Origin of the sequence: Klebsiella sp. ZJOU C1, assembly GCF_035620215.1 — a bacterium.
Classification (GTDB): Bacteria; Pseudomonadota; Gammaproteobacteria; order Enterobacterales; family Enterobacteriaceae; genus Klebsiella; species Klebsiella variicola.
Window position 1 is genome coordinate 3,827,449 of sequence record NZ_CP141644.1, and the last position, 24,139, is coordinate 3,851,587.

Genomic DNA, 24,139 nt, shown 5'->3' on the forward strand with positions numbered 1-24,139 from the left:
TCTCCTGCTGTCAATTAAAGGGTTGTAAGTCGACGCGCGCCATCATCGCGGCCAACTGGGTACGGTCGGTAATACCCACGTTGCTCTGGCTGACGGCCAGGGCAGCGACGGCAGTCGCCAGGCGCAGGGTATGCTCGCTGGATTCACGCATCAGCAGGCCGTAAATCAGGCCGCCAACCATCGAATCGCCGGCGCCGACGGTGCTGACCACTTCCACTGAAGGCGGTTTGGCAATCCACTCACCGGAGGCGTTCACCCACAGCGCGCCCTCTTCACCCAGGGAAATCACCACGTGGGCGATACCCTGCTCGCGCAGCGCATGGGCGGCTTCGATAACATCTTTCATCTCCGGCAGCTTACGCCCGGCCCAGATCTCCAGCTCGCGACGGTTCGGTTTCACCAGCCATGGCGCCGCTTTCAGTCCGGCAACCAGCGCTTCGCGGCTGCTGTCGAAAATAATGCATGGGCACTGGCTGCGCAGACGGGTCATCCAGTCGGTGAAGGCCTCCGGGCTGACGCCGGACGGCAGGCTGCCGCTGACGCAGACCATATCGAACTGCCCGAGCCAGCTCAGGGAGTCGTTGACGAAGCGTTCCCAGTCGCCCGGGGTGACTTCAAAGCCGGAGAAGTTGAAATCCGTCACTTCGCCATCTTTTTCCGTCAGCTTAACGTTGATACGGGTCCGACCCTGCACCACCTGGAAACGGTTGGCGATCCCCAGCTCGCTGAACAGCTGCTGAAAGCCATCCTGGTTGTCTTTGCCCAGGAAGCCGCCGACGGTGACATCAATGCCGAGATCTTTCAGCACTTTCGCCACGTTGATGCCTTTCCCGGCGGCATGCAGGCCGGTGGTGCGCACCAGGTTCACTTCACCGCGTTCAATCTCCGGGGTGAACCCCACCAGATCGTACGCCGGGTTTAACGTAATCGTTGCTACACGTCTGCTCATTTATGCGCCCTCCCCAAGGCCTGCGGCGATCGCTTCGCCAATCGCATCCAGCGCTTGTTGCGCATCCTCACCCTGCGCGGTGAAACGCAGACGGTGACCTTTTTTCACACCCAGCGCCACGACCTTCATCAGGCTGCGACCGTTGGCCGGCTTGCCGGAACCGTCGAGGTTGGTGACGGTGATGTCGCTGGAGAATTGTTTAATCGTATTGACCAGCATGGTGCCCGGTCGGGCATGCAAGCCGTGCTCATTGCGCACCACGAATTCGGCGCTCAGCACGTCTTCCGCAATGGCATCGTCGCTGGTCAGCAGCGCCAGCACGGTGGCGGCGTCGGCTTTCAGCAAACGGTCAGCTTTCTTGTCCAGCAGCAGCTTGCTCAGGCGGTTCAGCACCGCAGTCGGCTGCTCATCGGCCATCGCCACCGTGACCAGCAGGGAAACCGGCTGGTCGTCGCGGGTAAAGGCATTAGCCGCGCGGCTGACTGCCACGGCGCTGCGCAGATTGCCTTCCGCACTGTCGTTCAGCCAGACGCCCTGACCGAGGTTCAGCGGCGTATCGTTGATAGCGTGGCTTACGAATGCCGTGTCAGCGGCACCCACTTCTTTCAGTCGCGCCGCGTTCAGCGCCTGCAGGGTCAGCAGATCGCTGGCCGCCACGTCGAGGCTGAGGGTCTCGTTGTCCAGCTTCAGCGCTTCGCTCTGTTTTTCCCCCATCAGCAGCGCACGCAGCTCTTCCGCGGTGGTGGCGGACTGCAGCTGCGCGGCTACCGCGTCATCGCTTAGCACATGGGTCAGCTGACGCAGCAGGCCAAGGTGTTCATCTGAGCTGGCGGCAATCCCGATCGCCACATAGGCGGTCTGCCCTTCGCCCCAGGTGACGCCCTGCGGGAACTGAAATACCTGGACGCCGGTCTTCAGCACCTGGTCACGGGTGTCCGTCGTGCCGTGCGGGATCGCAATCCCGTTGCCGAGGAAGGTCGAGGTCTGCTGCTCGCGAGCCAGCATACCGTTCACGTAGCCATCAGCCACGTTGCCGGCGCTGACCAGCGCGGCGGCGACCTGCCGGATGGCCTCTTCTTTATTACCGGCCTGCTGGCCGGGATGAATATCCTGCACAGATAACTGGAACATGGTTCTCCTCTCCTGCTGAATTGAATCGTTTCAGCCAACTTGAGAAAAAAGGCGCCATCTGACGGGGAACGGATTGTCGAATGACGCTGAAACGTTTCAAGAATTTTGTACCTTTCTTGCTCAACGCGCAAGGTACGTCAGCGACTTGATTGCAGAACTTAGAGGTACTGCACACTTTTGCTGAAGCCTTTGCTATCGACCACCGCAAACGTCAGCTTTTTGCTGAACCTTATATTTTGAAACGCCTTTTTAATTATTCGTGCCATACTACTGTTTATTTTCTGCCAGCAGGCGTAAACTCCGCGCCGTCTCCTGAAACTACAGAAAACCGAACATGCAAAACCGTAGCGCCGCTCTTCCCCGACGCGGGTTCGATGTAACCTCTTCAGCATTCTTGATCGTCGCCTTTCTGACAGGCATTGCCGGGGCGTTGCAAACCCCAACCCTGAGCCTCTTTTTGACCAACGAAGTGCACGTCCGCCCGGCGATGGTCGGCTTCTTTTTTACTGGTAGCGCCGTCATTGGCATTCTGGTCAGCCAGTTCCTCGCTGGCCGCTCCGACCGCCGGGGCGATCGCAAACAGCTGATTGTCGTCTGCTGCCTGCTGGGGGTGCTGGCCTGCCTGCTGTTTGCCTGGAACCGGAACTACTTCATTTTGCTGTTTATCGGCGTCTTCCTCAGTAGCTTTGGCTCGACCGCCAACCCGCAGATGTTCGCCCTCGCGCGCGAGCACGCCGACAAGACCGGTCGCGAAGCGGTGATGTTCAGCTCCATTTTGCGCGCCCAGGTCTCCCTGGCATGGGTGATTGGTCCCCCGCTGGCCTACGCCCTGGCGATGGGGTTTGGTTTTACCGCAATGTATCTCAGCGCTGCGGCGGCGTTTATCGTCTGCGGGATCATGGTCTGGCTGTTCTTACCCAGCATGCATAAAGCGGCGGCGGTGGCGACGGGCCGGCTGGAAGCCCCGCGCACGCACCGCCGCGATGCGCTGCTGCTGTTTAGCATCTGCACGCTGATGTGGGGCACCAACAGCCTGTACATCATTAATATGCCGCTGTTTATCATTAATGAGCTGCATCTGCCGGAGAAGCTGGCCGGGCTGATGATGGGCACCGCGGCCGGACTGGAAATTCCTACCATGCTGATTGCCGGTTATTATGCCCGGCGCTTTGGTAAACGCTTTCTGATGCGCCTTTCGGCAGTGGCCGGTGTGTTGTTTTACGTGGGCATGTTGACGGTGCATACGCCGGCGCTGCTGCTGGCGATGCAGGTGCTGAACGCCGTCTATATCGGGATCCTCGCCGGGATCGGCATGCTCTATTTCCAGGATCTGATGCCGGGGCAAGCGGGCGCGGCCACTACCCTCTACACCAATACCACCCGCGTCGGCTGGATCATCGCCGGTTCACTGGCGGGGGTAGTAGCGGAGATCTGGAGCTATCACGCGGTGTTCTGGATAGCGCTGGTCATGGGTATCACCGCTCAGGTCTGCCTGTGGCGGATCAGGGACGTGTAGGCAAGACGGCCCGGCCTCGACCGGGCCATCCTGATTAATGATCCAGATAGAGGTAATGCAGCCAGCTGGTCATTCGTAGCAGGACTTTGCGCATAATCGACACATGGGCAAAATAATCGGTATAAACCGCCGCCTGCGCACTGACCCCGTCCGGTAAATGTTCCACTTCCGGGTGGGGATCGAGGTCGATCAGCACATAGATGCCCTCTTTTCCTGCCCCGGCGCTCAGCCCCTGCAGCGCACCGCTGGCCAGATAGCTGCCATCCGGGATCGCCGGCAGCACCCGCGATACCTTACCGCTATAGACGCTGCCCGGCAGACCATTAAACACCACCTCCGCGCTATCCCCGGCCGTCAGACGCAGAACCGAGTTCTGGCGGAATACCGCCACCACCAGGCGCTTTTGCTGGGGAATAAACACCAGCACCGGCTTGAAGGGCAGACGTACCGCGGTCATCCCCGGCCGCGCCAATAGCTGGGTAACGTAGCCATCGCTCGGCGCACGAACCACAGTTTGCGCCAGATTATACTCCGCCTCGAGGATCTGCGATTTCAGACTGGCAATGTTGGCATCAAGCCCGTTATAGCGGCCAGACACCTGCTCTCTGGCGTTTTGTAATTGCGCTTTCGCCGCCTGCAATACCGCCGTCTGGATCTGCACCTGCTGCCTGGCGTGAGTCACATCCTGTTCCGAGAAAGGATTGACCGGCATGGCCGCTCCCTGGGCATAACGCTGGTAGTCACGGGTAACACGATCGTACTCGGCCAGCGCCTGCTGCACTCTGGCGCTGGCATCGTCGATAGTCGCCTGCTTCGCCCGCAGCGTCGCCTCCCCGGCCGCCAGATCGGCTTTCAGCTTGTTCAGCCGCGCGCGGTAGCGGGTGTCATCGATGCGGAACAGCAGTTCGCCCTTCTTCATTAACACATTGGTTTTACTAGTGACCTCAACCACCTCGCCTGAGACCTGAGGCACCATCGGAATAGAAACAACAATTTTTTGCGCCCGCAGCGTATAGGGATGGTTATAGTTCATCGTTAATATTAACGCGCCTACGACCACTATTCCGCCTAATATGGCAGTGGGTATTGTCCATTTATTTACTGGAATGCGAAATATCTTAAAAACGCCCCAGGCGATGGCGACATAGCAAAGGATAATTAACAGATCCATATTATTTATCTTTATTCCCCGCTGACGCCTGCTGGCTGTTTTTTAACGCCGCTTCGAGTAATGCGATACGTTGCTCCAGTTCCTTGCGTTGCAGACTATCCTCGGTCTGCGAAGCCATCCCCCACCCGCGGTCAGGGCGGTACAAGGTGGCCCAGATCCACAGAAAAGGCCAGATAGCATGCAGGGTAAACAGGCTTATCCAGCCCGCCACATGAATCGCGTCCTGATGGGGGTGCTGCCGTTTTTGCGCGATATGATAGGGAATATCGTGGATAATAATCACTCCATAAAATAATATGAGAAAAACCAGTATTAATACAAACAAAGCAAAATAATTAAGCAGCATGGTGCATATACACTCAGTAAGCCAGCGGGAAGATCGTTATTTTTAATGACGTCGAGGACCACAAAAGAAGCGATAAAACGCACAATTTTCCTTAAATAACGGACTGTTCAACGCAAAGGCCATCATACGTTTAGCGGATCAATAAATCACATGGCAATTCCGCCAAACTGGTATATCATTTTTGATATATTACAGATATCAGGCAGCGATAAGATGTTGAAAGACTTTAAAATGGATGAGCTGAGGATCATCTGCGCTATCGCCGAAACCGCCAGCGTGAGCCGGGCGGCCCAGCGCCTGAATATGCCCCAGTCTAACGTTTCGCGGACGCTGACCAGCGTGGAGCGGAAAGTCGGTTTGGCCATATTCCTGCGCACCGCCAGAGAGCTGGTGCGCACCGAGTTCGGCGAGCAGTTTATTCACGCCAGTCGCGCGGTTCTCGAACAACATGAACAGCTTATCAACCTCGCCGACCGTTATAAGAACACGCTGCAGGGCGTGGTCACCCTTGGGGCGCCCATCGGTATCCATCAATTTCTCGGGCGCTATATTCTGCCGGCGCTGAGGAAAACCCTGCCGGAGCTGCAGATCAATCTGGTCACCCGCAACGCCAGCGAGCGGGAACAGAAATACGGCGCCATCTTCAATAGCGACTGCGATCTGCTGATAAGCCCCTTTAAGCCGCAGAATGAAAATCTCATCGCCCGCCCCTTTACCCGCTTTCGCACCGGCGTCTTCGCCTCTCCGGACTATCTGGCGCAACATCCTATCGCCGAGCCGGAGGCGCTGGTGGATCATGAGTGCATTACCCTGCGCATGCTGGGCGGCAGCGACAATGTCTGGACCTTCAAAAGCAAAAACGGCGAACCGCTTAATCTCACGGTAAAGGGGGGATTCGTTTGCGATAACACGCTACCGGCGGTGGAGCTGGCGAAGCTGGGGATGGGGATCGTCTATGCGCCCTACTATTCACTCGCCACCGAGCTGGCGGCGGGACAGCTGGTTCCCTGTCTGAAAAAGGAGCGCTGTATCGACCTGCAGGCCTGGCTTATCTTCCAGCGGCGGGACATTCTCCCCCTGCGCGTACAGGCGCTACTCGACGGCCTCAGCGCCCATATCAAAAACCTGTCTCATCTGCTGCTTTAAGCTCAGGGCGCGGTGGCCAGCTCAAGATCCAGCAGCCAGGTGATGGCGTCATCGCGGTGGGTGAAGCACATCTCGGGCGAGGGCTGCAGGCTGGCGCACACCTTCGGGCGCAGAGGGGAGCCGAAAATCAGGCACAAGTTGTGCTCGGAAAGCTGAATACAGCGGGTATTGGCGGGCTTGCCCTGCGGCATGCCGGGTATTGGCGATGATATAGAGGGAGCGATGCAACATGCGCCACAATCGGTACGACATTCCACAACCCAGCTCCCAAACGCTCATTTTGTGCCACAGCCTAAACGTTTTGCCAGAAGATAGCAAAACTCGCGAATTCCGCTTGCCTGAAGGCGCGGGCGCGAGTAGTTTTACGCGATATTTTTGACTCGTTAAGTGACAGGATTACTGCAATGCCAAGAGCGAATGAAATTAAAAAAGGTATGGTGCTGAATTACAACGGCAAGCTGCTGATTGTGAAAAATATCGATATTCAGTCACCCAGCGCCCGTGGTGCTGCGACACTGTATAAAATGCGCTTCTCCGATGTGCGTACCGGCCTGAAAGTGGAAGAGCGCTTCAAAGGTGACGATATCGTCGATACCGTGACCCTGACCCGCCGTTTCGTTGACTTCTCCTATGTCGATGGCAACGAATACGTGTTCATGGATAAAGAAGACTATACCCCTTACACCTTTACCAAAGAGCAGATCGAAGAAGAGCTGCAGTTTATTCCGGAAGGCGGGATGCCGGATATGCAGGTGCTGACCTGGGACGGCCAGCTGCTGGCCCTGGAGCTGCCGCAGACCGTTGACCTGGAAATTATCGAAACCGCGCCGGGTATTAAAGGGGCATCCGCCAGCTCCCGCACCAAGCCAGCCACCATGAGCACCGGCCTGGTAATTCAGGTGCCGGAATACCTGACCACCGGTGAGAAAATCCGCATTCATATCGAAGAGTGCCGCTATATGGGCCGCGCGGATTAATCCTCTGTGACGCCCCGACAGTAAAAAAGGACAGCCGCTGGCTGTCCTTTTTATTTGGCGACGATATGCCCCGGTGCCGGGTAATATTCATTCAACACGGTTCCCGTATTTGTGCCGGATGGCGGCTGACGCCTTATCCGGCCTACGTACGACCTGTCGTTAATTTATTCACTATTCTTGCTGAAACTGCCGGTGCTGGCGGCCTCAACATCGCTGAGACGTTCCCGGAAGGCCGGGGCAGCCCGCATGGATGCGGGCTGAGGGCCGTGTTTTGCACGGACGCTGCCTCGGCCCGACCCGAAGCCTGCAGGGATAAGTCGAAGGTACCACGAAGTGGCGATTTTGCTGGCCGGAGCCCGGGGGTACAGGGGGCGGCGGCGACTGGCCGCCCCCTGTGCGCTCCCTGCACCATGAGTAACATAACGCAGAAGAAATATCGGGAGCGCAATCTGCCCGGAAATAACAGAGAACACAGGTTTTTCCAGGGTCGACACTGTTGCAAACCGATCATAGTATCTACCCCATTGCGCCGTTATTTTGTCGGGTGGCGCTTCACTTACCCGACCAGGCTGACGCCCCGACAGTAAAAAGGGACAGCCGCTGGCTGTCCCTTTTATTTGGCGACGGTATGCCCCGGTGCCGGGTAATATTCATTCAACACGGTTCCCGTATTTGTGCCGGATGGCGGCTGACGCCTTATCCGGCCTACGATCCGGGCACCCTGTCGTTAAGTTATTCACTATTCTTGCTGAAACTGCCGGTGCTGGCGGCCTCAAAATCGCTGAGACGTTCCCGGAAGGCCGGGGCAGCCCGCATGGATGCGGGCTGAGGGCCGTGTTTTGCACGGACGCTGCCTCGGCCCGACCCGAAGCCTGCAGGGATAAGTCGAAGGCACCACGAAGTGGCGATTTTGCTGGCCGGAGCCAGGGGGTACAGGGGGCGGCGGCGACTGGCCGCCCCCTGTGCGCTCCCTGCACCATGAGTGACATAACGCAGAAGAAATATCGGGAGCGCAATCTGCCCGGAAATAACAGAGAACACAGGTTTTTCCAGGGTCGACACTGTTGCAAACCGATCACCGTATCTACCCCATTGCGCCGTTATTTTGTCGGGTGGCGCTTCACTTACCCGACCAGGCTGACGCCCCGACAGTAAAAAGGGACAGCCGCTGGCTGTCCCTTTTATTATCCCTGTTACCGCGATTACAGCAGTTCAGGGTATTTGGTCATTTTCAGCGCCAGCTCGACGCCACGCACTTCCGCCATCCCCTTGAGACGGCCAATCGCCGAATAGCCTGGGTTGGTTTTCTTGCGCAGATCGTCAAGCATCTGATGACCATGATCCGGACGGAATGGGATCGGGCGCAGATCGCCAGCCTGTTTACGCCGCTGCTCTTCACGCAGGATCGCATCCACCACCGCCACCATATTGACGTCGCCGCTAAGGTGCGCCGCCTCGTGGAAGGTTTTCGGGTTCGCTTCACGGCAGGTAGAGCGTAGATGGGTAAAATGGATGCGATCGCCAAAGGTCTCCACCATCTTCACCAGATCGTTATCGGCGCGGACGCCATACGATCCCGTACACATGGTGAAGCCATTATTGATGCTGTCCACTGTCTCTTTCAGCCACTGCATATCTTCGATGGTCGACACGATACGCGGCAGGCCAAGGATCGGCCGCGGCGGATCGTCCGGATGCACCGCCAGGCGGATGCCTACCTCTTCGCACACCGGCACGATAGCCCGCAGGAAGTAGGCCATATTCTCGCGCAGCTGCGCTTTATCAATGTGGTCATATTCCGCCAGGCGCGCGCGGAACTGGTCAAGAGTGTAACCCTCTTCCGCTCCCGGCAGGCCGGCGATGATATTGCGGGTCAGTTTCTCGATGTCCGCTTCGCTCATCGCCTTGAAATAAACCTCAGCCTGACGCTGCTCTTCTTCGCTGTAATCTCCTTCCGCGCCCGGGCGTTTGAGGATATGCAGTTCAAAGGCGGCGAAGGCGATCTGATCGAAACGCAGCGCCCGGGAACCGTCCGGCAGCTCATATTCCAGATCGGTGCGCGTCCAGTCGAGGATCGGCATAAAGTTGTAGCATACGGTATCGATGCCGCAGGCCGCGAGGTTGCGGATGCTCTGCTGATAGTTGGCAATCCAGGTCGCATACTCCCCGCTGTGGGTTTTAATATCCTCATGCACCGGAATGCTTTCGACGACCGACCAGGTCAGCCCTTTTGCCGCTAACAGCGCCTGACGCGCTTTAATCTCCTCTACCGGCCAGACCTGACCGTTTGCAATATGGTGCAGCGCAGTCACGACGCCGGTCGCCCCTGCCTGCCGTACATCATCAAGCGATACCGGATCGTTCGGCCCATACCACCGCCAGGTTTGTTCCATCGCTATGCCCTCACAAAAGTTGTTATACCAATAATGGCGACACTCATGACGACTACCATACATGTTTCTCCTCAGGCTGCAAACAGTGCCGGCGCATTGATTGATCCAGCTCACAGTCAGCGGATAATTTCGGCTTACCAATTTAATTTCCTGTCATATAACTTTAGACTGGCATTGTTAATAAGCAGTTAAACAGGTGTGTAAAGAATGACAACAATTGCAACCGCTACGCTACCGGAAAACGTGCAACGTCCTCAGTACGATCGCAGCCAGCTCCGCTCGCGTATTGTCCATTTCGGCTTTGGCGCGTTTCATCGCGCGCACCAGGCGCTGCTGACCGATCGCGTGCTGAATAACGTCGGCGGCGACTGGGGGATCTGCGAAATCAGTCTGTTCAGCGGCGATACGCTGATGAGCCAGCTTCGCGAACAGGACCACCTGTTTACCGTGCTGGAAAAAGGCGCCGACGGTAACCAGCCCATCGTGATCGGCGCGGTGCACGAATGCCTGAACGCCAGGCTCGATTCGCTGGCGGCAATTATCGAAAAATTTTGCGAGCCGCAGGTGGCGATTGTCTCGCTGACCATCACCGAAAAAGGCTATTGCATCGATCCGGCGACCGGCAAACTGGATCCGACGCATCCGCGCATCGTTCACGATCTGGAGAATCCGACGCTGCCGCAGTCGGCTCCCGGTATTTTAGTGGAAGCGCTGGCCCGCCGCCGGGACCGGGGCCTGCCGCCCTTTACCGTGCTCTCCTGCGATAACATTCCCGACAACGGCCACGTGGTGAAAAATGCCGTCCTCGGTATGGCGGAAAAACGCAGCCCGGCGCTGGCGAACTGGATCGCCAATAACGTCAGCTTCCCGGGCACCATGGTGGATCGCATTGTTCCTGCGGCCACCGCCGAGTCGCTGGCGGAAATCGCCGCCGTGCTGGGGGTCGACGATCCCTGCGCCATCAGCTGCGAACCCTTCATTCAGTGGGTGGTCGAAGACCACTTCGTCGCCGGACGACCGGCCTGGGAGACAGCCGGCGTGCAGATGACCGACGACGTGCTGCCCTGGGAGCAAATGAAGCTGCGGATGCTCAACGGCAGCCACTCTTTTCTCGCCTGGCTTGGCTATCTGGCAGGTCATGCGCACGTCAGCGACTGCATGCAGGATAACGTTTTCCGCCGCGCCGCTCGCCAGCTGATGCTTGACGAACAGGCTCCGACGCTGACCATTACCGGCGTCGATCTCGAGGCCTATGCCGACAGCCTCATCGACCGCTTCAGTAATCCGGCGCTCAAACACCGCACCTGGCAAATCGCCATGGACGGCAGCCAGAAACTGCCCCAGCGCATGCTCGACGGCATCCGCGTACATCTTGAGCGCGGCAGCCGCTGGCCGCTGCTGGCCCTCGGCGTTGCCGGCTGGATGCGCTACGTCAGTGGTACGGACGACGCGGGTCAGACGATCGACGTGCGCGATCCGCTGGTCGACAAGATCCAGCAGCGGGTGGCGCAGAGCGATGAGCAGCAGCGCGTCGATGCGCTACTGGGTCTGGAGGAAATATTTGGCCGCGACCTGCCGCACAACGCGCAGTTTGTCGCCGGGATCCGCGCCGCCTGGCAGCAACTGGCGACGCACGGTGCCCGCGAGGCCGTGGCCCGCGCGCTAAATTCTTAACAATATTTGCGCTTATGCGGACAGAATCTTCTTCTGTCCGCCTCAGGACTTCTCTTTTCCCCCTTTTTTCGTCAGGATAGGCGTAACTGTTACAACATTACATTTATCCTGGAGAAAAGAGTGACCAGAACCAATTTGATCACCGGCTTTCTCGGCAGCGGTAAGACGACCTCAATTCTTCATCTGCTGGCGCAGAAGCCTGCGGATGAAAAATGGGCCGTACTGGTGAATGAGTTTGGCGAAGTCGGGATAGACGGCGCGCTGCTGGCCGACAGCGGCGCCCTGCTCAAAGAGATCCCCGGCGGCTGCATGTGCTGCGTTAACGGCCTGCCGATGCAGGTTGGGCTGAATACCCTGCTGCGCCAGGGTAAACCCGATCGCCTGCTGATCGAACCCACCGGCCTTGGCCATCCGAAGCAGATCCTCGATATCCTCACCGCAGCGGTGTATGAACCCTGGATCGATCTACGCGCTACGGTGTGCATCCTCGATCCCCGTCAGCTGCTGGATGAAAAAGTCGTCAATAACGACAATTTCCGCGATCAGCTGGCCGCGGCGGACATCATTGTGGCCAATAAAAACGATCGGGAAACGCCCGAAAGCGCCCAGGCGTTGGCCGACTGGTGGCAGCGCTGGGGCGGCGATCGTCGCAAGGTGTCGACAACCCAGGGTAATATCGACCTCGCCCTGCTCGATGAGCCGCGCCGCAACACCGCCCCGTTGCCGGCGAGCGCGGAGCATGTTCACCACTCTCGCCCGACCAGCGGTCTCGCCGCACTCAGCCTGCCCGAGCACCAGCGCTGGCGCCGCCACCTCAACAGCGGCCAGGGCTATCAGGCCTGCGGCTGGATATTCGACGCGGAAACGGTCTTTGAGACCATCGGCCTGCTCGAATGGGCACGGCTGGCGCCCGTGGCGCGCGTCAAAGGCGTGATGCGCATTGCCGAAGGGGCCGTGAGGATCAACCGCCAGGGCGAGGATTGGCATATCGAGACTCTGAGCGTCCCCCCACCCGATAGCCGAATAGAGCTTATCTCGGCGAACGAAGCCGACTGGAACGCGCTCCAGACCTCACTGTTGAGGCTTCGTTTAAGTTGAGGCGGCTAAGGTTGCCGCCGACTGTCACAAAATCGCAATGGCTATGATGAAAAACCGAATTCCTTTAATTCTGCTGCTTAACATCGCGGGTGTGGCGCTATTTTGCTCCTGGTATCTGCCGGTCAACCACGGCGCCTGGTCGCCGGTCGACTCCGCGATCTTCCATTTCTTTAACCATGGCGTCAGCGTCAGCCACGCCTATGCCTGGCTGCTGGCGATCATCAACAATCGCGCCTTCGACGCCTGTTCGCTGCTGGCGATGGGCTGCCTGATGCTCCGCTACTGGCTTAAAGCGCCGCCAGCAGGCCGTCGCCAGATTGCCATCATGGGCCTGGTGATGCTGCTGGCCGCGGTGATCATTAACCAGCTGGCGCAGCACCTGATGCCGGTACAGCGCGCCAGCCCGTCGCTGTTTTTCCACGATGTCACCCGCGTCAGCGATGTCGTCAATTTCCCCACCAAAGACGCCTCCAAGGACAGCTTCCCTGGCGATCATGGGATGATGCTGCTGATCTTCGCGAGCTTTATGTGGCGCTATTTCGGCCGCCGCGCGCTAACCGTGGCGCTGGTGATATTTGTGGTCTTTGCTTTCCCGCGCGTCATGATTGGCGCTCACTGGTTCAGCGATATTGCCGTCGGCTCCCTGACCGCCGTGCTGATTGGCGCGCCGTGGGTATTGATGACACCGCTGAGCGATAAATTGATCGCCCTTTTCGATCGCTCTCTGCCCGGCGGAATATCGGCCAAATAATGTCGTGGTCGCCGTCTGGCGTCATTATCTATAAGGGGACCTTTTGGGTCCCCTTTTTCAATTGCGCTTTTTTTCAACATGATGTTCATCTTCTTGTCACATTAATCCCGTGACAAATGAAGGAATTGTCTGTTTTTTACCCGATACTGGCGCTATTTTGTCCTTTCCCAATGATTCACTTTTTGTCACCAAAATACTTATAAGAAATCGCGCAAAACCGCTCGCCATGCGGCGTTTGATAGGGTAATCTCGTTCTCGTTTTGCCTTTTCCGCAACATTAATTCAGAGCATGAATAAATTTGTGCGTGACTGCACAAATTTAAGCTTAAGGAATTGTCTCATTGCGGATGGGTATTTAGGCTCTAACACGTTTGGCATTTTTTATAACGACATTGTCGTTAAGGACAACAAGGGAAAATAAACAGCATGGTCAAATCTCAGCCGATTTTGAGATACATCTTGCGGGTAGCCCCCGCGATTGCAGTAGCGGTTCTGCTTTCCGCGTGTAGTTCAACAAGTACCGCCAGGAATATGCATTCTGAGACGCATGCTGTGGGTAGTGGCGATTTATCATCACTGCAAGCCTCTCAGGATGAATTTGAAACGATGGTCCGTAACCTGGACGTGAAGTCCCGTTTAATGGATCAGTATGCCAGCTGGAAAGGCGTGCGTTACCGCCTCGGCGGCAGCACCCGTAAAGGTATCGACTGCTCAGCGTTTGTGCAGCGCACCTTCCGCGAACAATTTGGTCTGGAACTGCCGCGTTCAACCTCTGAACAGCAGGAAACCGGAAAATCGATTTCCCGTACCCAGCTGCGTACTGGCGATCTGGTTCTGTTCCGCGCCGGCTCTACCGGCCGCCACGTCGGGATCTATCTCGGCAACAACCAGTTCGTTCACGCCTCCACCAGCAGCGGGGTGACCATCTCCAGCATGGATGAACCGTACTGGAAAAAGCGCTACAACGAAGCGCGTCGAGTTCTGAGCCGCTCGTAAACTGTCCTCTACCGCCGCCGGTTATCCCTTGGCTGGAGGCGGGATAAAAAAACACTGCCCCGGCAGTGTTTTTTTTTGCCACCTGATTCTGAACGCCGCAAAATAAGCTATGTCTTTTAAGTGGGAATGAGAAAAACGACGACCGACAAACCGTTGATGGGATTCAATAACACGGAAAGACTATAGCTATGCTTACTCGCTACTTTTCACCCCAGCGTAAAATCTGGTTAACCAGCCTGTGCGTGGGGATTATCGTCGCGCTGCTGGCCGGCTGCATTCAGTTTATGGTGATTTACCATAACCGGGCAGAGCGTTTCGACGCCATTATCAACAACGTTGACACTTATCTTAAAAGCTATTTTCACGATCTCCGTGAGACCATTGATGGCCTGCAGCCGCTGGTGGATCAGCCCTGCGAGAATATCGACTCCGGACTCACCTCCCATGCCGCTTTCAGCCCCAACGTTCGCGCGTTTCTGCTGGTTAAAAATGGCGTCGTCTTTTGCTCCTCGGCGACAGGGGCCATGAATACGCCCCTTACTCAGCTTATCCCGGCGATCGATATTCGCAAACCCGTTGATATGGCGATTTTGCCGGGTACGCCGATGATGCCGAAAAGCGCAGCGCTGGCGTTATGGGTCAGCAAACCCGATGATGCAAACAGCGGCATTTTCGTATCGATCAACGCCAATCTCACGCCGTATATCCTCTATTCCGCACGACAAAATGATTTCAGCGGTATTGCGCTGGCCATCGGCCATACCGCCATCTCCACCTTCAGTAATCGGCTGGTGGATCCGCAAACCCTGCATAACGAACCGATCCGCCAGGTACAGATCGACGGTTTACCGCTGAAGGTCTACCTGTATGCCAACAGCTGGCTGGCGGAAAATACACAGTTTGCCCTGTTGCTCGGGGTAGTGTGCGGCCTGCTGGCGGGGTTGCTCTGTTATTACGTGCTGACGATCAAATCCGATCCGCGAAAATCGATACTGCTGGGGATCAAAAATAACCAGTTCTACGTCGTCTATCAGCCGGTCGTGAATGCCCAGACCCTGCGTATCAGCGGCGTGGAGGTGCTCATGCGCTGGCGCCATCCGGTGGTGGGTGAAATCCCGCCCGACGTCTTTATTAATCTGGCGGAAACCCAGCAGATGATCGTGCCGCTGACCCATCACCTGCTGGCGCTGATCGCCAGCGATGGTCTAGTGCTTAAACGGATCCTGCCGCGCGGCGTCAAGCTGGGGCTGAATATTTCCCCTGCCCATCTGCAGGCTGACAACTTCCGCGACGATATGCTGCGCTTTGCCGCCGCGCTGCCCGCCGACCATTTTCACGTGGTGCTGGAGGTGACCGAGCGGGCCATGATTGATAAAGAAAAATCGATCGCTAACTTCGCCTGGCTCCACCAGCAGGGTTTTGAAATCGCAATAGATGATTTTGGTACCGGGCATAGCGCGCTGATTTATCTCGAACGCTATAACTTCGATTATCTGAAGATCGATCGCGGCTTTGTGCAGGCGATTGGCACCGAAACCGTGACCTCGCCGGTGCTGGATGCGGTACTGACCCTCAGCCGCCGGCTGAAATTAATGACCGTCGCTGAAGGAGTGGAGACCCAGGAACAGGCGGAGTGGCTTCGTGCCCAGGGCGTCAATTTCCTGCAAGGGTACTGGATAAGCCGTCCGCTATCGCTGGAGGCGCTGGTCGCCGCGCATGATGAACCTGCGAATTATTTCACAACGCGCTAAGTCTCACATATGATGCGGGAACAGAGGTCGGCTATGGGGGCCGACCGTGACAAGGTATTCTGCCGCCTATGTATGCGCGCCTCTTTTTAATTCTGCTTGCTCTGTTTAGCCTTAGCGCTAAGGCGCAAACAATAAAAGAAAGCGTCGCCTTTGCGATTATCGGTGAACCCAAATACGCCGCCAGCTTCAGCCATTTTGATTATGTCAATCCTGAGGCGCCGAAAGGCGGCACCCTCACCCTGGCGGCGATCGGCACCTTTGATAACTTCAACCGCTACGCACTGCGCGGCAATCCCGCCGTGCGCACTGAGGCGCTCTACGATACCCTGTTCACCACCTCGGATGATGAGCCCGGCAGCTACTACCCGCTGATTGCCGAGCGGGCGCGCTATGCCGAGGACTATTCCTGGATGGAGATCGCTCTCAACCCGCACGCCCGCTTCCATGACGGCACGCCAATCACCGCCCGGGACGTTGCATTTACCTTCAACAAGTTTATGACCGAAGGGGTGCCACAGTTCCGTTTGTTTTATAAAGGCACCACCGTTAAGGCCATCGCCCCGTTGACCGTACGAATCGACCTCGGCCAGCCCGGCAAAGAGAACATGCTGAGTCTGCTGAGCCTGCCGGTGATGCCTGAGTCGTTCTGGCGCCAGCACAAACTCAGCGACCCGCTGTCGAAGCCGCCGCTGGCCAGCGGGCCATACCGCATCAGCGCCTGGCGAATGGGGCAATACATTACTTATTCACGCGTCGCCGACTACTGGGCGGCCGACCTGCCGGTCAACCGGGGTCGCTGGAATTTCGATACGCTGCGCTATGACTATTATCTCGACGACAATGTCGCTTTCGAAGCCTTTAAAGCGGGAGCCGTCGATCGCCGGGAAGAGACCGTCGCCAAAAACTGGGCTACCCGCTACGTCGGTCGCAACTTCAGCCGCGGCTACATTATTAAAGATGAGCATACAAATACCTCGGCGCAGGATACCCAGTGGCTGGCGTTCAATATTCAGCGCCCGGTTTTTGCCGATCGCCGGGTGCGGGAGGCCATTACCCTGGCGTTCGATTTTGAATGGATGAACAAGGCGCTGTTTTACAGCGCCTATCAGCGCGCCAACAGCTATTTCCAGAACACCGAATATGCCGCCCGCAGCCTGCCCGACGCCGCCGAGCTGGCCCTGCTGACGCCGATGAAAAACGAACTGCCCCCGGAGGTCTTCAGCCAGGTTTACCAGCCGCCGGTCTCCCGCGGCGATGGCTTCGACCGCGACAACTTACTCAAAGCCGATGCCCTGCTCAATGCGACGGGTTGGACGGTAAAAAACCAGCGCCGGGTCAACGCCGCCACCGGCAAGCCGCTGCGCTTCGAACTGCTGATGCCAGCCGGTGGCAATGACCGCTGGGTGCTGCCGTTTCAGCACAACCTGCAGCGCCTGGGGATCGTCATGGATATTCGTCAGGTTGATAACTCGCAGTACAGCAACCGTCGCCGCAGCCGTGATTACGACATGATGCCGAGCCTGTGGCGTGCCATGCCCTGGCCCGGCACCGACCTGCAAATCTCCTGGGCCTCAGACTATATTCACTCCAGCTATAACGCACCGGGGGTGCAAAGCCCGGTAGTGGATAAGCTGATTGCGCAGATCCTGCAGTGGCAGGGCAATAAGCAGAAACTGATCCCCCTCGGTCGGGCGCTGGACCGCGTGCTCACCTGGAATAACTACATGCTGCCGATGTGGTATATGGCGCAGGACCGCACCGCGTGGTGGAATAAGTTCTCTTTCCCCGAGACCCGCCCCATTTATTCCTCCGGGCTCGATACCTGGTGGTACGACGTGAACAAAGCGGCCACCCTCCCCGCGGACAGACGTTAAGGACATCCCATGGGCAGCTACCTGATCCGCCGTTTGCTGTTAGTGATCCCCACCCTGTGGGCCATCATCACCATTAACTTTTTTATTGTGCAAATCGCACCCGGCGGCCCGGTCGATCAGGCCATCGCCGCCATCGAATTTGGTCAGCACGGCGGGATGCCGGGTGCCGGCGACGGCGGGATGGGCGCCAGCCATGCCCGCACCGGCGCAGGGAACATCAGCGAGGGGCACTATCGCGGTGGGCGGGGCCTTGATCCGGAAGTCATCGCCGAGATCACCCACCGCTACGGCTTTGACAAGCCGCTGCACGAGCGTTACCTGAAGATGCTGGGCGATTATCTGCGCTTTGATTTTGGCGACAGCCTGTTTCGCAGCGCCTCAGTACTGCAGCTGATTAAAGACAGCCTGCCGGTCTCGGTGAGCCTCGGACTGTGGAGTACGCTGATTATCTACCTGGTTTCCATTCCGCTGGGTATTCGCAAAGCGGTCAGCAACGGCAGCCGCTTTGATATCTGGAGCAGTACGCTGATTATTATTGGCTATGCGATCCCCGCCTTTCTGTTCGCCATCCTGCTGATCGTGATTTTTGCCGGCGGCAGCTATTTCGACCTCTTCCCGCTGCGCGGTTTGGTCTCACCGAACTTCGACACCCTTCCCTGGTATCAGAAAATCCTCGACTACCTGTGGCACATCACCCTGCCGGTGCTGGCGACGGTGATCGGCGGCTTTGCCGCCCTGACCATGCTGACCAAAAACAGCTTCCTCGACGAGATCCGCAAACAGTATGTGGTCACCGCCCGCGCCAAAGGCGTCGGTGAGAAACAGATCCTCTGGGGACATGTGTTCCGCAACGCCATGCTGCTGGTGATCGCCGGCTTCCCGGCCACCTTTATTAGTATGTTCTTTACCGGTTCGCTGCTGATCGAAGTGATGTTCTCGCTGAACGGCCTGGGTCTGCTGGGCTATGAAGCGACGGTCTCCCGCGACTATCCGGTGATGTTCGGCACGCTCTATATTTTCACTCTGATTGGCCTGCTGCTGAATATCGTCAGCGATATCAGCTATACGCTGGTCGACCCGCGCATTGATTTTGAGGGCCGCTAATGTCTTTCTTCAGTCCCGTTAATCAGGCCCGCTGGGCGCGCTTTCGTCACAACCGTCGCGGCTACTGGTCGCTGTGGCTGTTTTTAATTCTCTTCTTCTGCAGCCTCGGCGCCGAGCTGCTGGCCAACGATCGCCCGCTGCTGGTGCAGTACCGGGGCCAGCTGTATGTTCCGGTGTTAAAAAACTACACCGAGCAAACCTTTGGCGGCGCATTTGCCACCGCCGCCGACTATCAGGATCCCTGGCTACAGCACCAGCTGGCCACCCACGGCTGGGCGCTATGGCCGCCGGTGCGCTTCGGCGCCACGACTATTAATTTTGCCAGCACCGTCCCCTTTCCATCACCGCCCTCGGCCAGCAACTGGCTTGGCACCGACGCCAACGGCGGCGATGTGCTGGCGCGGATCCTCTATGGTACGCGCATCTCGGTGCTCTTCGGTCTGCTGCTGACGCTGTTCTCCAGCGTGCTGGGAGTGCTGGCCGGGGCGATACAGGGTTACTATGGCGGCAAAATCGACCTCTGGGGCCAGCGCTTTATCGAAGTCTGGTCCGGGATGCCGACCCTGTTTCTGATCATCCTGCTCTCCAGCGTCGTGCAGCCGGGCTTCTGGTGGTTGCTGGCGATCACCGTCCTTTTTGGCTGGATGACGCTGGTGGGCGTGGTGCGCGCTGAATTTCTTCGCACCCGCAACTACGACTACATCCGGGCGGCGCAGGCGCTCGGGGTCAGCGACCGGCAGATCATCCTGCGGCATATGTTGCCTAACGCAATGGTGGCGACCCTCACCTTCCTGCCTTTTATCCTGTGCAGCTCCATTACCACCCTGACGTCGCTGGATTTTCTCGGCTTCGGTCTGCCGCTCGGCTCCCCCTCTCTCGGCGAGCTGCTGCTGCAGGGAAAAAACAACCTGCAGGCGCCCTGGCTGGGCATTGCCGCGTTTCTCTCCGTCGCCGTACTGCTGACGCTACTGATTTTTATCGGTGAAGCGGTTCGCGACGCCTTTGATCCGAGTAAGGCGGTGTAATATGACCCACCCGCTGTTAGCTATCGACAATCTCTCTATTGCCTTTCGCCAGCAGGGCGAGACGCAGACCGTGGTGCACAATCTGTCGCTCGAGGTGGCAGTCGGTGAGACGCTGGCGCTGGTAGGCGAATCCGGCTCAGGAAAAAGCATCTCCGCGCTGTCGGTGCTGCGGCTGCTCCCCACCCCGCCGGCCAGCTACCCCAGCGGCGATATCCGCTTTCATGGCCAGTCGCTGCTGCATGCTGATGAGTCGACCCTGCGCGGCGTGCGCGGCAACCGGATCGCGATGATCTTTCAGGAGCCAATGGTGTCGCTCAACCCCCTGCATACCCTGGAAAAACAGCTCTATGAGGTGCTGTCGTTACACCGGGGAATGCGCAAAGAGGCGGCGCGCGGGGAGATCCTCGACTGCCTGGAGCGCGTCGGGATCCGTCAGGCGCCGCGGCGTCTGGCGGACTATCCGCATCAGCTCTCCGGCGGCGAGCGCCAGCGGGTGATGATCGCCATGGCGCTGCTGACGCGCCCGGAGTTGCTGATCGCCGACGAACCGACCACCGCCCTGGACGTGTCAGTGCAGGCGCAGATCCTGCAGCTGCTGCGCGAGCTAAAGCGGGAGCTGAACATGGGGTTGCTGTTTATCACCCATAACCTGAGCATTGTCCGTCAGCTGGCTGACCGGGTAGCGGTGATGCAGAACGGCCGCTGTGTGGAACAAAATGACTGTCGGGCGCTGTTCAGCGCGCCGGCGCATCCCTACACCCAACGCCTGCTGGATAGCGAACCAGACGGTGAGCCGGTGCCGCTGGCCGTTGATGCCCCGGTGCTGCTGCAGGCGGACGATTTAAACGTGGCATTTCCTGTTCGCAAAGGGATCCTGCGCCGGGTGGTCGATCACCATCGGGTGGTCAACAGCCTCAGTTTTCAGCTACGCGCCGGCGAGACGCTGGGGCTGGTGGGCGAATCGGGATCGGGAAAAAGCACCACCGGTCTGGCGCTGCTGCGCCTGATCTCATCCGAGGGCAGGATAACCTTTGCCGGCCAGCCGATTCAGGGGCGTAACCGCCGACAGCTGCTGCCGCTGCGCCGACAAATGCAGGTGGTTTTTCAGGATCCGAACTCGTCGCTCAATCCGCGCCTGACGGCGCAGCAGATCATTGAGGAAGGCTTGCGCGTCCACCAGCCGACGCTGACGGCAGCCGAACGCGAACAGGCAGTGATCCTTGCCATGCAGGAGGTTGGGCTCGACCCGGCCAGCCGCCTGCGCTACCCGGCAGCCTTCTCCGGTGGCCAGCGCCAGCGTATCGCCATCGCCAGAGCGTTGATCGTCAAGCCGCAGCTGATCGTCCTCGACGAGCCGACCTCATCGCTGGATAAAACCGTTCAGGCGCAGATCCTGCACCTGCTGAAAGCGTTACAGCAAAAGCATCAGCTGGCCTATATTTTTATCAGTCATGATTTACGCGTAGTGCGGGCGCTGTGTCATCAGGTGATGGTGCTGCGTCAGGGAGAGGTGGTTGAACAGGGCGAGTGCCAGTCCGTCTTCAGCGCACCCCGACACGAGTATACCCGCCAGCTGCTGGCGCTGAGCTGACGGTCAGAAGGGGTTGTTGCCGGAGAAGGGCTCGGCGATGGCCACGCCAAAATTTTTCAGACGACAGGTGGCGGCGAACTCATCCTGCAGGTTAACGAACAGGCAGGGTTCGCCTTCGCACTCAAGGACGGAACAGTCGACTTCGATGTCGCTTAACGCCTGGCTGAGCTTATGCATAACCGGCCAGGCTTTCTCACCGTCCGGACTCAGCAACTTCAGGGCAACGAGGCTGTTCTCGTTCTGCGCGCCGTTTTGCGGAATCGGTTCAACTCTGGAACCCGCAAAACCGGCCAGCCAGCGATAGCTCTGCGGCAGACGGTGTACGATAGAGAGTTGTTGTGTATTCACGTGGTTTCCCCGGAAGCAAAAGGCTTCACAATAAATTTACATCAATATTAACACACTGTTGACAAATAGTCCTGCCTTGACGCAGAAAACGTTTACAGCCGCGGCGGGCCAGGGCTAAGCACTTATAATCCAGCGCGTTATTTTTATACCCGGCGAGCCGATTGGCGCTATATGTACCCGTTTCTGTGATCCAAAACAACTTTTTTATCGCAACAATGCGACTTTTTACACTAATTGATTTTACATAAAGGAAACAAATCGCAGAACCCTGAAGCTCATTCTGGTTGACATGTATCAAGAAAGGGGCGATTTCGCCCCTGAAAATGTGACCTAGTGTGCGATTTTTCGCCGACGGGAAGCGTAAAGCGAGAAGAAAATAGAACAGGTTGCGCAGAAGGCAATAGAGATCAGCATCGGCCAGGCGGTGGTAAACGTCGCCATCGACAGCAGCGCGCCAATGATCGCCCCGATACCAAAACGAAACGTTCCGGCCAGTGACGAAGCGGTGCCGGCCATATGCGGAAACTCATCGAGGATCACCGCCATGGCGTTAGACGACACCATCGATACGCAGCCGACAAAGGCCGCCACGCCGATCACCAGCGACCAGAAGCCGACGTCCAGCAGCGCGCAAACCACCATCCATACCGCCATGGCAAACTGGATCCACAGCCCGGCCCGGAACATGCGCAACGCCCCCACCCGCCGCACAAACCGGCTGTTGAACATGGTCATCAGGAACAGGAAAACAATGTTCAGCGCAAAATAGTAACCAAAGTGCTGAGGCGCAACGTGGTTAATATTGATATAGACGAAAGGCCCGGCACTGAGGAAAGAGAACATGCCGGCGAAGCTAAAGCCGCTCGCCAGCATATAGCTCAGCACCCGCTTGTGACGGAACAGGGTGGCAAAATTACCCAGCGTGGTGCGCAGATGGAACGGCTGACGCCTGTCAGCTGGCAGCGTTTCGCGGATAAACAGGCCGATCATCAGCGAGGCGAGCAGGGCCACCAGCGCGAGGATCCAGAAGATGGCATGCCAGCTAAACCAGACCAGCACCGCCCCGCCGACCATCGGCGCCACCAGCGGCGCAATGGTCGTCACCAGCATGACAAACGACATCATCCGTGAAAACTCATCTTTCGGATAGATATCGCGCATCAGGGCATTGATCACCACGCTGGCGGCCGCGGCCGCCAGACCGTGGAAGAAACGCATGACAATGAGCATATCGATGGTCTGCGAAAGGGCGCAGGCCACCGCCGCCGCGGCGAACACCAGCGTCCCGCCGAGGATCACCGGTTTGCGACCAAGGCTGTCGGCCATCGGCCCGTACAGCAGCTGACCCAGCGCAAAGCCCAGGATATAGGTGCTGAGCGTCATCTGCGCGCTGCCGTCCGGGACGTTGTACTGGGCGGCGATCACCGGCAGCGCCGGAAGATACATATCGATCGACAGCGGCATCAGCATGGCCAGCAGGCCGAGGATAAACACAATTCCCAGAGAAGAATTCTGCTTCACTGTCACGTTTTACTCCGTGCCTGCGGGGCGCCTACGCTGGCGATTTCCGTTTCCGTCAGCGGACGATATTCACCCGGCGCCAGCGCGTCATCCAGCAGGATATCGCCGATGCGCTCCCGGTGCAGGCCAACCACATGGTTGCCCACGGCGGCGAACATGCGTTTCACCTGATGGTAGCGCCCTTCGCTGATGGTCAGGCGCACTTCGGTCGGGGTGATCACTTCCAGCACTGCCGGCTTAGTGAGATCTTTTTCATGGTGCAACTGGACGCCTTTGGCAAACAGCTCTGCGGTCCCTTCCGCCAGCGGGCTTTCCAGCTCCACCAGATAGGTTTTTTCACAATGGTGGCGCGGCGAGGTAATGCGGTGCGACCACTGGCCGTCGTCGGTCATCAGCACCAGCCCGGTGGTGTCGATATCCAGGCGCCCGGCGGCGTGCAGCTTGTGCGCCACCGGCTCATCGAGGAAATAAAGGATAGTCGGATGATCGGGATCGTCGGTGGAACAGACGTAACCCTGCGGCTTGTTCAGCATAAAATAACGGGGGCCGTTCTGCTGGGTCAGCGTATTGCCATCATATTCCACCTCGTGCTCTGGCTGGAGCTTAAAAGAGGCATCTTTCACAATGTCGCCGTCCACGGTAACGCGGCTGCCGCGGATTTCACGCCCGGCAATAGCCCGGCTGACGCCAAGCTGCTGAGCGATAAACTTATCAAGTCGCATGAATTTTTTTAGCCTGTAATAGTGCTGGAGCGGGCAACTCGCCCGAAAAAGAAGA

At 57.9% G+C, this 24,139-nt stretch carries 21 protein-coding genes; 12 read left to right on the forward strand and 9 right to left on the reverse strand.

What is annotated here, in order from left to right; translation table 11 throughout:
- Positions 1-10 precede the first annotated feature (10 nt).
- Both fruK and fruB read right to left on the reverse strand, forming a co-directional pair.
- Positions 11-949 carry a 1-phosphofructokinase gene (fruK, locus tag SPE70_RS18300; RefSeq protein ID WP_004103928.1) on the reverse strand — a complete coding sequence of 313 codons (939 nt, stop codon included), beginning with the start codon at positions 947-949 and terminating at the stop codon, positions 11-13.
- Positions 950-2,080, reverse strand: a complete 1,131-nt coding sequence (gene fruB, locus SPE70_RS18305; RefSeq protein ID WP_008804018.1) for a fused PTS fructose transporter subunit IIA/HPr protein — start codon at positions 2,078-2,080, stop codon at positions 950-952.
- Positions 2,081-2,414: 334 nt separating this feature from the next.
- Between fruB and setB the strand changes: the two genes are divergently transcribed.
- The gene (setB, locus tag SPE70_RS18310; RefSeq protein WP_008804017.1) at positions 2,415-3,596 is read left to right on the forward strand and encodes a sugar efflux transporter SetB; all 1,182 of its coding nucleotides are present in this window, start codon (positions 2,415-2,417) and stop codon (positions 3,594-3,596) included.
- A 34-nt stretch (positions 3,597-3,630) separates the two neighbouring features.
- Here setB and SPE70_RS18315 read toward each other — a convergent pair whose 3' ends face one another.
- Together SPE70_RS18315 and SPE70_RS18320 are read right to left on the reverse strand one after the other, a co-directional pair.
- Positions 3,631-4,767: an HlyD family secretion protein gene (locus tag SPE70_RS18315; protein WP_064170377.1), complete on the reverse strand. Its 1,137-nt coding sequence runs from the start codon at positions 4,765-4,767 to the stop codon at positions 3,631-3,633.
- A 1-nt stretch (position 4,768) separates the two neighbouring features.
- Complete coding sequence (locus tag SPE70_RS18320) at positions 4,769-5,113, reverse strand: DUF3302 domain-containing protein (protein ID WP_008804015.1); 345 nt, start codon at positions 5,111-5,113, stop codon at positions 4,769-4,771.
- A gap of 213 nt (positions 5,114-5,326) precedes the next feature.
- Here SPE70_RS18320 and SPE70_RS18325 point away from each other — a divergent pair, with 213 nt between their 5' ends.
- Positions 5,327-6,259, forward strand: coding sequence for a LysR family transcriptional regulator (locus SPE70_RS18325; protein WP_012541024.1), 933 nt, complete (start codon positions 5,327-5,329; stop codon positions 6,257-6,259).
- 2 nt (positions 6,260-6,261) lie between these two features.
- On the opposite strand, the gene SPE70_RS18330 is transcribed toward SPE70_RS18325, so the two are convergent.
- Complete coding sequence (locus SPE70_RS18330; protein WP_008804013.1) at positions 6,262-6,516, reverse strand: YkgJ family cysteine cluster protein; 255 nt, start codon at positions 6,514-6,516, stop codon at positions 6,262-6,264.
- Between the two features lie 147 nt (positions 6,517-6,663).
- On the opposite strand from SPE70_RS18330, the gene yeiP reads away from it, so the two are divergent.
- Positions 6,664-7,236 carry an elongation factor P-like protein YeiP gene (gene yeiP / locus SPE70_RS18335; RefSeq protein ID WP_002912951.1) on the forward strand — a complete coding sequence of 191 codons (573 nt, stop codon included), beginning with the start codon at positions 6,664-6,666 and terminating at the stop codon, positions 7,234-7,236.
- A 1,202-nt stretch (positions 7,237-8,438) separates the two neighbouring features.
- On the opposite strand, the gene uxuA is transcribed toward yeiP, so the two are convergent.
- Positions 8,439-9,629 carry a mannonate dehydratase gene (gene uxuA, locus SPE70_RS18340; RefSeq protein ID WP_008804012.1) on the reverse strand — a complete coding sequence of 397 codons (1,191 nt, stop codon included), beginning with the start codon at positions 9,627-9,629 and terminating at the stop codon, positions 8,439-8,441.
- 207 nt (positions 9,630-9,836) lie between these two features.
- Here uxuA and SPE70_RS18345 point away from each other — a divergent pair, with 207 nt between their 5' ends.
- From SPE70_RS18345 to yejF, 9 genes are all read left to right on the forward strand, one after another.
- On the forward strand, positions 9,837-11,303 hold the full coding sequence (locus SPE70_RS18345) for a mannitol dehydrogenase family protein (protein WP_064170376.1): 1,467 nt from the start codon (positions 9,837-9,839) through the stop codon (positions 11,301-11,303).
- A 120-nt stretch (positions 11,304-11,423) separates the two neighbouring features.
- Positions 11,424-12,401 carry a CobW family GTP-binding protein gene (locus SPE70_RS18350; RefSeq protein ID WP_012967545.1) on the forward strand — a complete coding sequence of 326 codons (978 nt, stop codon included), beginning with the start codon at positions 11,424-11,426 and terminating at the stop codon, positions 12,399-12,401.
- A 37-nt stretch (positions 12,402-12,438) separates the two neighbouring features.
- Complete coding sequence (locus tag SPE70_RS18355; protein ID WP_008804009.1) at positions 12,439-13,152, forward strand: phosphatase PAP2 family protein; 714 nt, start codon at positions 12,439-12,441, stop codon at positions 13,150-13,152.
- A gap of 426 nt (positions 13,153-13,578) precedes the next feature.
- Complete coding sequence (gene mepS / locus SPE70_RS18360; protein WP_004201653.1) at positions 13,579-14,148, forward strand: bifunctional murein DD-endopeptidase/murein LD-carboxypeptidase; 570 nt, start codon at positions 13,579-13,581, stop codon at positions 14,146-14,148.
- 188 nt (positions 14,149-14,336) lie between these two features.
- On the forward strand, positions 14,337-15,899 hold the full coding sequence (locus SPE70_RS18365) for a cyclic di-GMP phosphodiesterase (RefSeq protein ID WP_023340549.1): 1,563 nt from the start codon (positions 14,337-14,339) through the stop codon (positions 15,897-15,899).
- A gap of 68 nt (positions 15,900-15,967) precedes the next feature.
- On the forward strand, positions 15,968-17,773 hold the full coding sequence (locus SPE70_RS18370; RefSeq protein ID WP_063105985.1) for an extracellular solute-binding protein: 1,806 nt from the start codon (positions 15,968-15,970) through the stop codon (positions 17,771-17,773).
- 9 nt (positions 17,774-17,782) lie between these two features.
- Positions 17,783-18,877 (forward strand): microcin C ABC transporter permease YejB, encoded by a 1,095-nt coding sequence (locus tag SPE70_RS18375; protein ID WP_008804006.1) that lies wholly within the window; start codon positions 17,783-17,785, stop codon positions 18,875-18,877.
- Complete coding sequence (locus SPE70_RS18380; RefSeq protein ID WP_012541016.1) at positions 18,877-19,902, forward strand: microcin C ABC transporter permease; 1,026 nt, start codon at positions 18,877-18,879, stop codon at positions 19,900-19,902. Before SPE70_RS18375 ends, SPE70_RS18380 begins: the two co-directional genes overlap by 1 nt.
- Before the next feature lies 1 nt (position 19,903).
- Positions 19,904-21,493 (forward strand): microcin C ABC transporter ATP-binding protein YejF, encoded by a 1,590-nt coding sequence (gene yejF / locus SPE70_RS18385; protein ID WP_063105986.1) that lies wholly within the window; start codon positions 19,904-19,906, stop codon positions 21,491-21,493.
- A 3-nt stretch (positions 21,494-21,496) separates the two neighbouring features.
- Here yejF and SPE70_RS18390 read toward each other — a convergent pair whose 3' ends face one another.
- The 3 genes from SPE70_RS18390 to rsuA form a co-directional block, all read right to left on the reverse strand.
- The gene (locus SPE70_RS18390; RefSeq protein WP_002912974.1) at positions 21,497-21,841 is read right to left on the reverse strand and encodes a YejG family protein; all 345 of its coding nucleotides are present in this window, start codon (positions 21,839-21,841) and stop codon (positions 21,497-21,499) included.
- A 330-nt stretch (positions 21,842-22,171) separates the two neighbouring features.
- A complete protein-coding gene (locus tag SPE70_RS18395; protein WP_008804003.1) occupies positions 22,172-23,368 on the reverse strand; it encodes a Bcr/CflA family multidrug efflux MFS transporter in 1,197 nt (398 codons plus the stop codon).
- Positions 23,365-24,084 (reverse strand): 16S rRNA pseudouridine(516) synthase RsuA, encoded by a 720-nt coding sequence (gene rsuA, locus SPE70_RS18400; protein WP_055323305.1) that lies wholly within the window; start codon positions 24,082-24,084, stop codon positions 23,365-23,367. The genes SPE70_RS18395 and rsuA overlap by 4 nt, the downstream gene beginning before the upstream one ends.
- Positions 24,085-24,139 lie beyond the last annotated feature (55 nt).

Bases quoted from the DNA above. Each gene is read 5' to 3' on its own strand.
- rsuA (WP_055323305.1), bottom strand. From the start codon at position 24,084: ATGCGACTTGATAAGTTTATCGCTCAGCAGCTTGGCGTCAGCCGGGCT.
- SPE70_RS18315 (WP_064170377.1), bottom strand. From the start codon at position 4,767: ATGGATCTGTTAATTATCCTTTGCTATGTCGCCATCGCCTGGGGCGTT.
- SPE70_RS18380 (WP_012541016.1), top strand. From the start codon at position 18,877: ATGTCTTTCTTCAGTCCCGTTAATCAGGCCCGCTGGGCGCGCTTTCGT.
- uxuA (WP_008804012.1), bottom strand. From the start codon at position 9,629: ATGGAACAAACCTGGCGGTGGTATGGGCCGAACGATCCGGTATCGCTT.
- SPE70_RS18355 (WP_008804009.1), top strand. From the start codon at position 12,439: ATGGCTATGATGAAAAACCGAATTCCTTTAATTCTGCTGCTTAACATC.
- mepS (WP_004201653.1), top strand. From the start codon at position 13,579: ATGGTCAAATCTCAGCCGATTTTGAGATACATCTTGCGGGTAGCCCCC.
- SPE70_RS18365 (WP_023340549.1), top strand. From the start codon at position 14,337: ATGCTTACTCGCTACTTTTCACCCCAGCGTAAAATCTGGTTAACCAGC.
- SPE70_RS18370 (WP_063105985.1), top strand. From the start codon at position 15,968: ATGTATGCGCGCCTCTTTTTAATTCTGCTTGCTCTGTTTAGCCTTAGC.
- SPE70_RS18345 (WP_064170376.1), top strand. From the start codon at position 9,837: ATGACAACAATTGCAACCGCTACGCTACCGGAAAACGTGCAACGTCCT.
- yeiP (WP_002912951.1), top strand. From the start codon at position 6,664: ATGCCAAGAGCGAATGAAATTAAAAAAGGTATGGTGCTGAATTACAAC.
- SPE70_RS18320 (WP_008804015.1), bottom strand. From the start codon at position 5,113: ATGCTGCTTAATTATTTTGCTTTGTTTGTATTAATACTGGTTTTTCTC.
- SPE70_RS18325 (WP_012541024.1), top strand. From the start codon at position 5,327: ATGTTGAAAGACTTTAAAATGGATGAGCTGAGGATCATCTGCGCTATC.
- fruK (WP_004103928.1), bottom strand. From the start codon at position 949: ATGAGCAGACGTGTAGCAACGATTACGTTAAACCCGGCGTACGATCTG.
- setB (WP_008804017.1), top strand. From the start codon at position 2,415: ATGCAAAACCGTAGCGCCGCTCTTCCCCGACGCGGGTTCGATGTAACC.
- yejF (WP_063105986.1), top strand. From the start codon at position 19,904: ATGACCCACCCGCTGTTAGCTATCGACAATCTCTCTATTGCCTTTCGC.
- fruB (WP_008804018.1), bottom strand. From the start codon at position 2,080: ATGTTCCAGTTATCTGTGCAGGATATTCATCCCGGCCAGCAGGCCGGT.
- SPE70_RS18375 (WP_008804006.1), top strand. From the start codon at position 17,783: ATGGGCAGCTACCTGATCCGCCGTTTGCTGTTAGTGATCCCCACCCTG.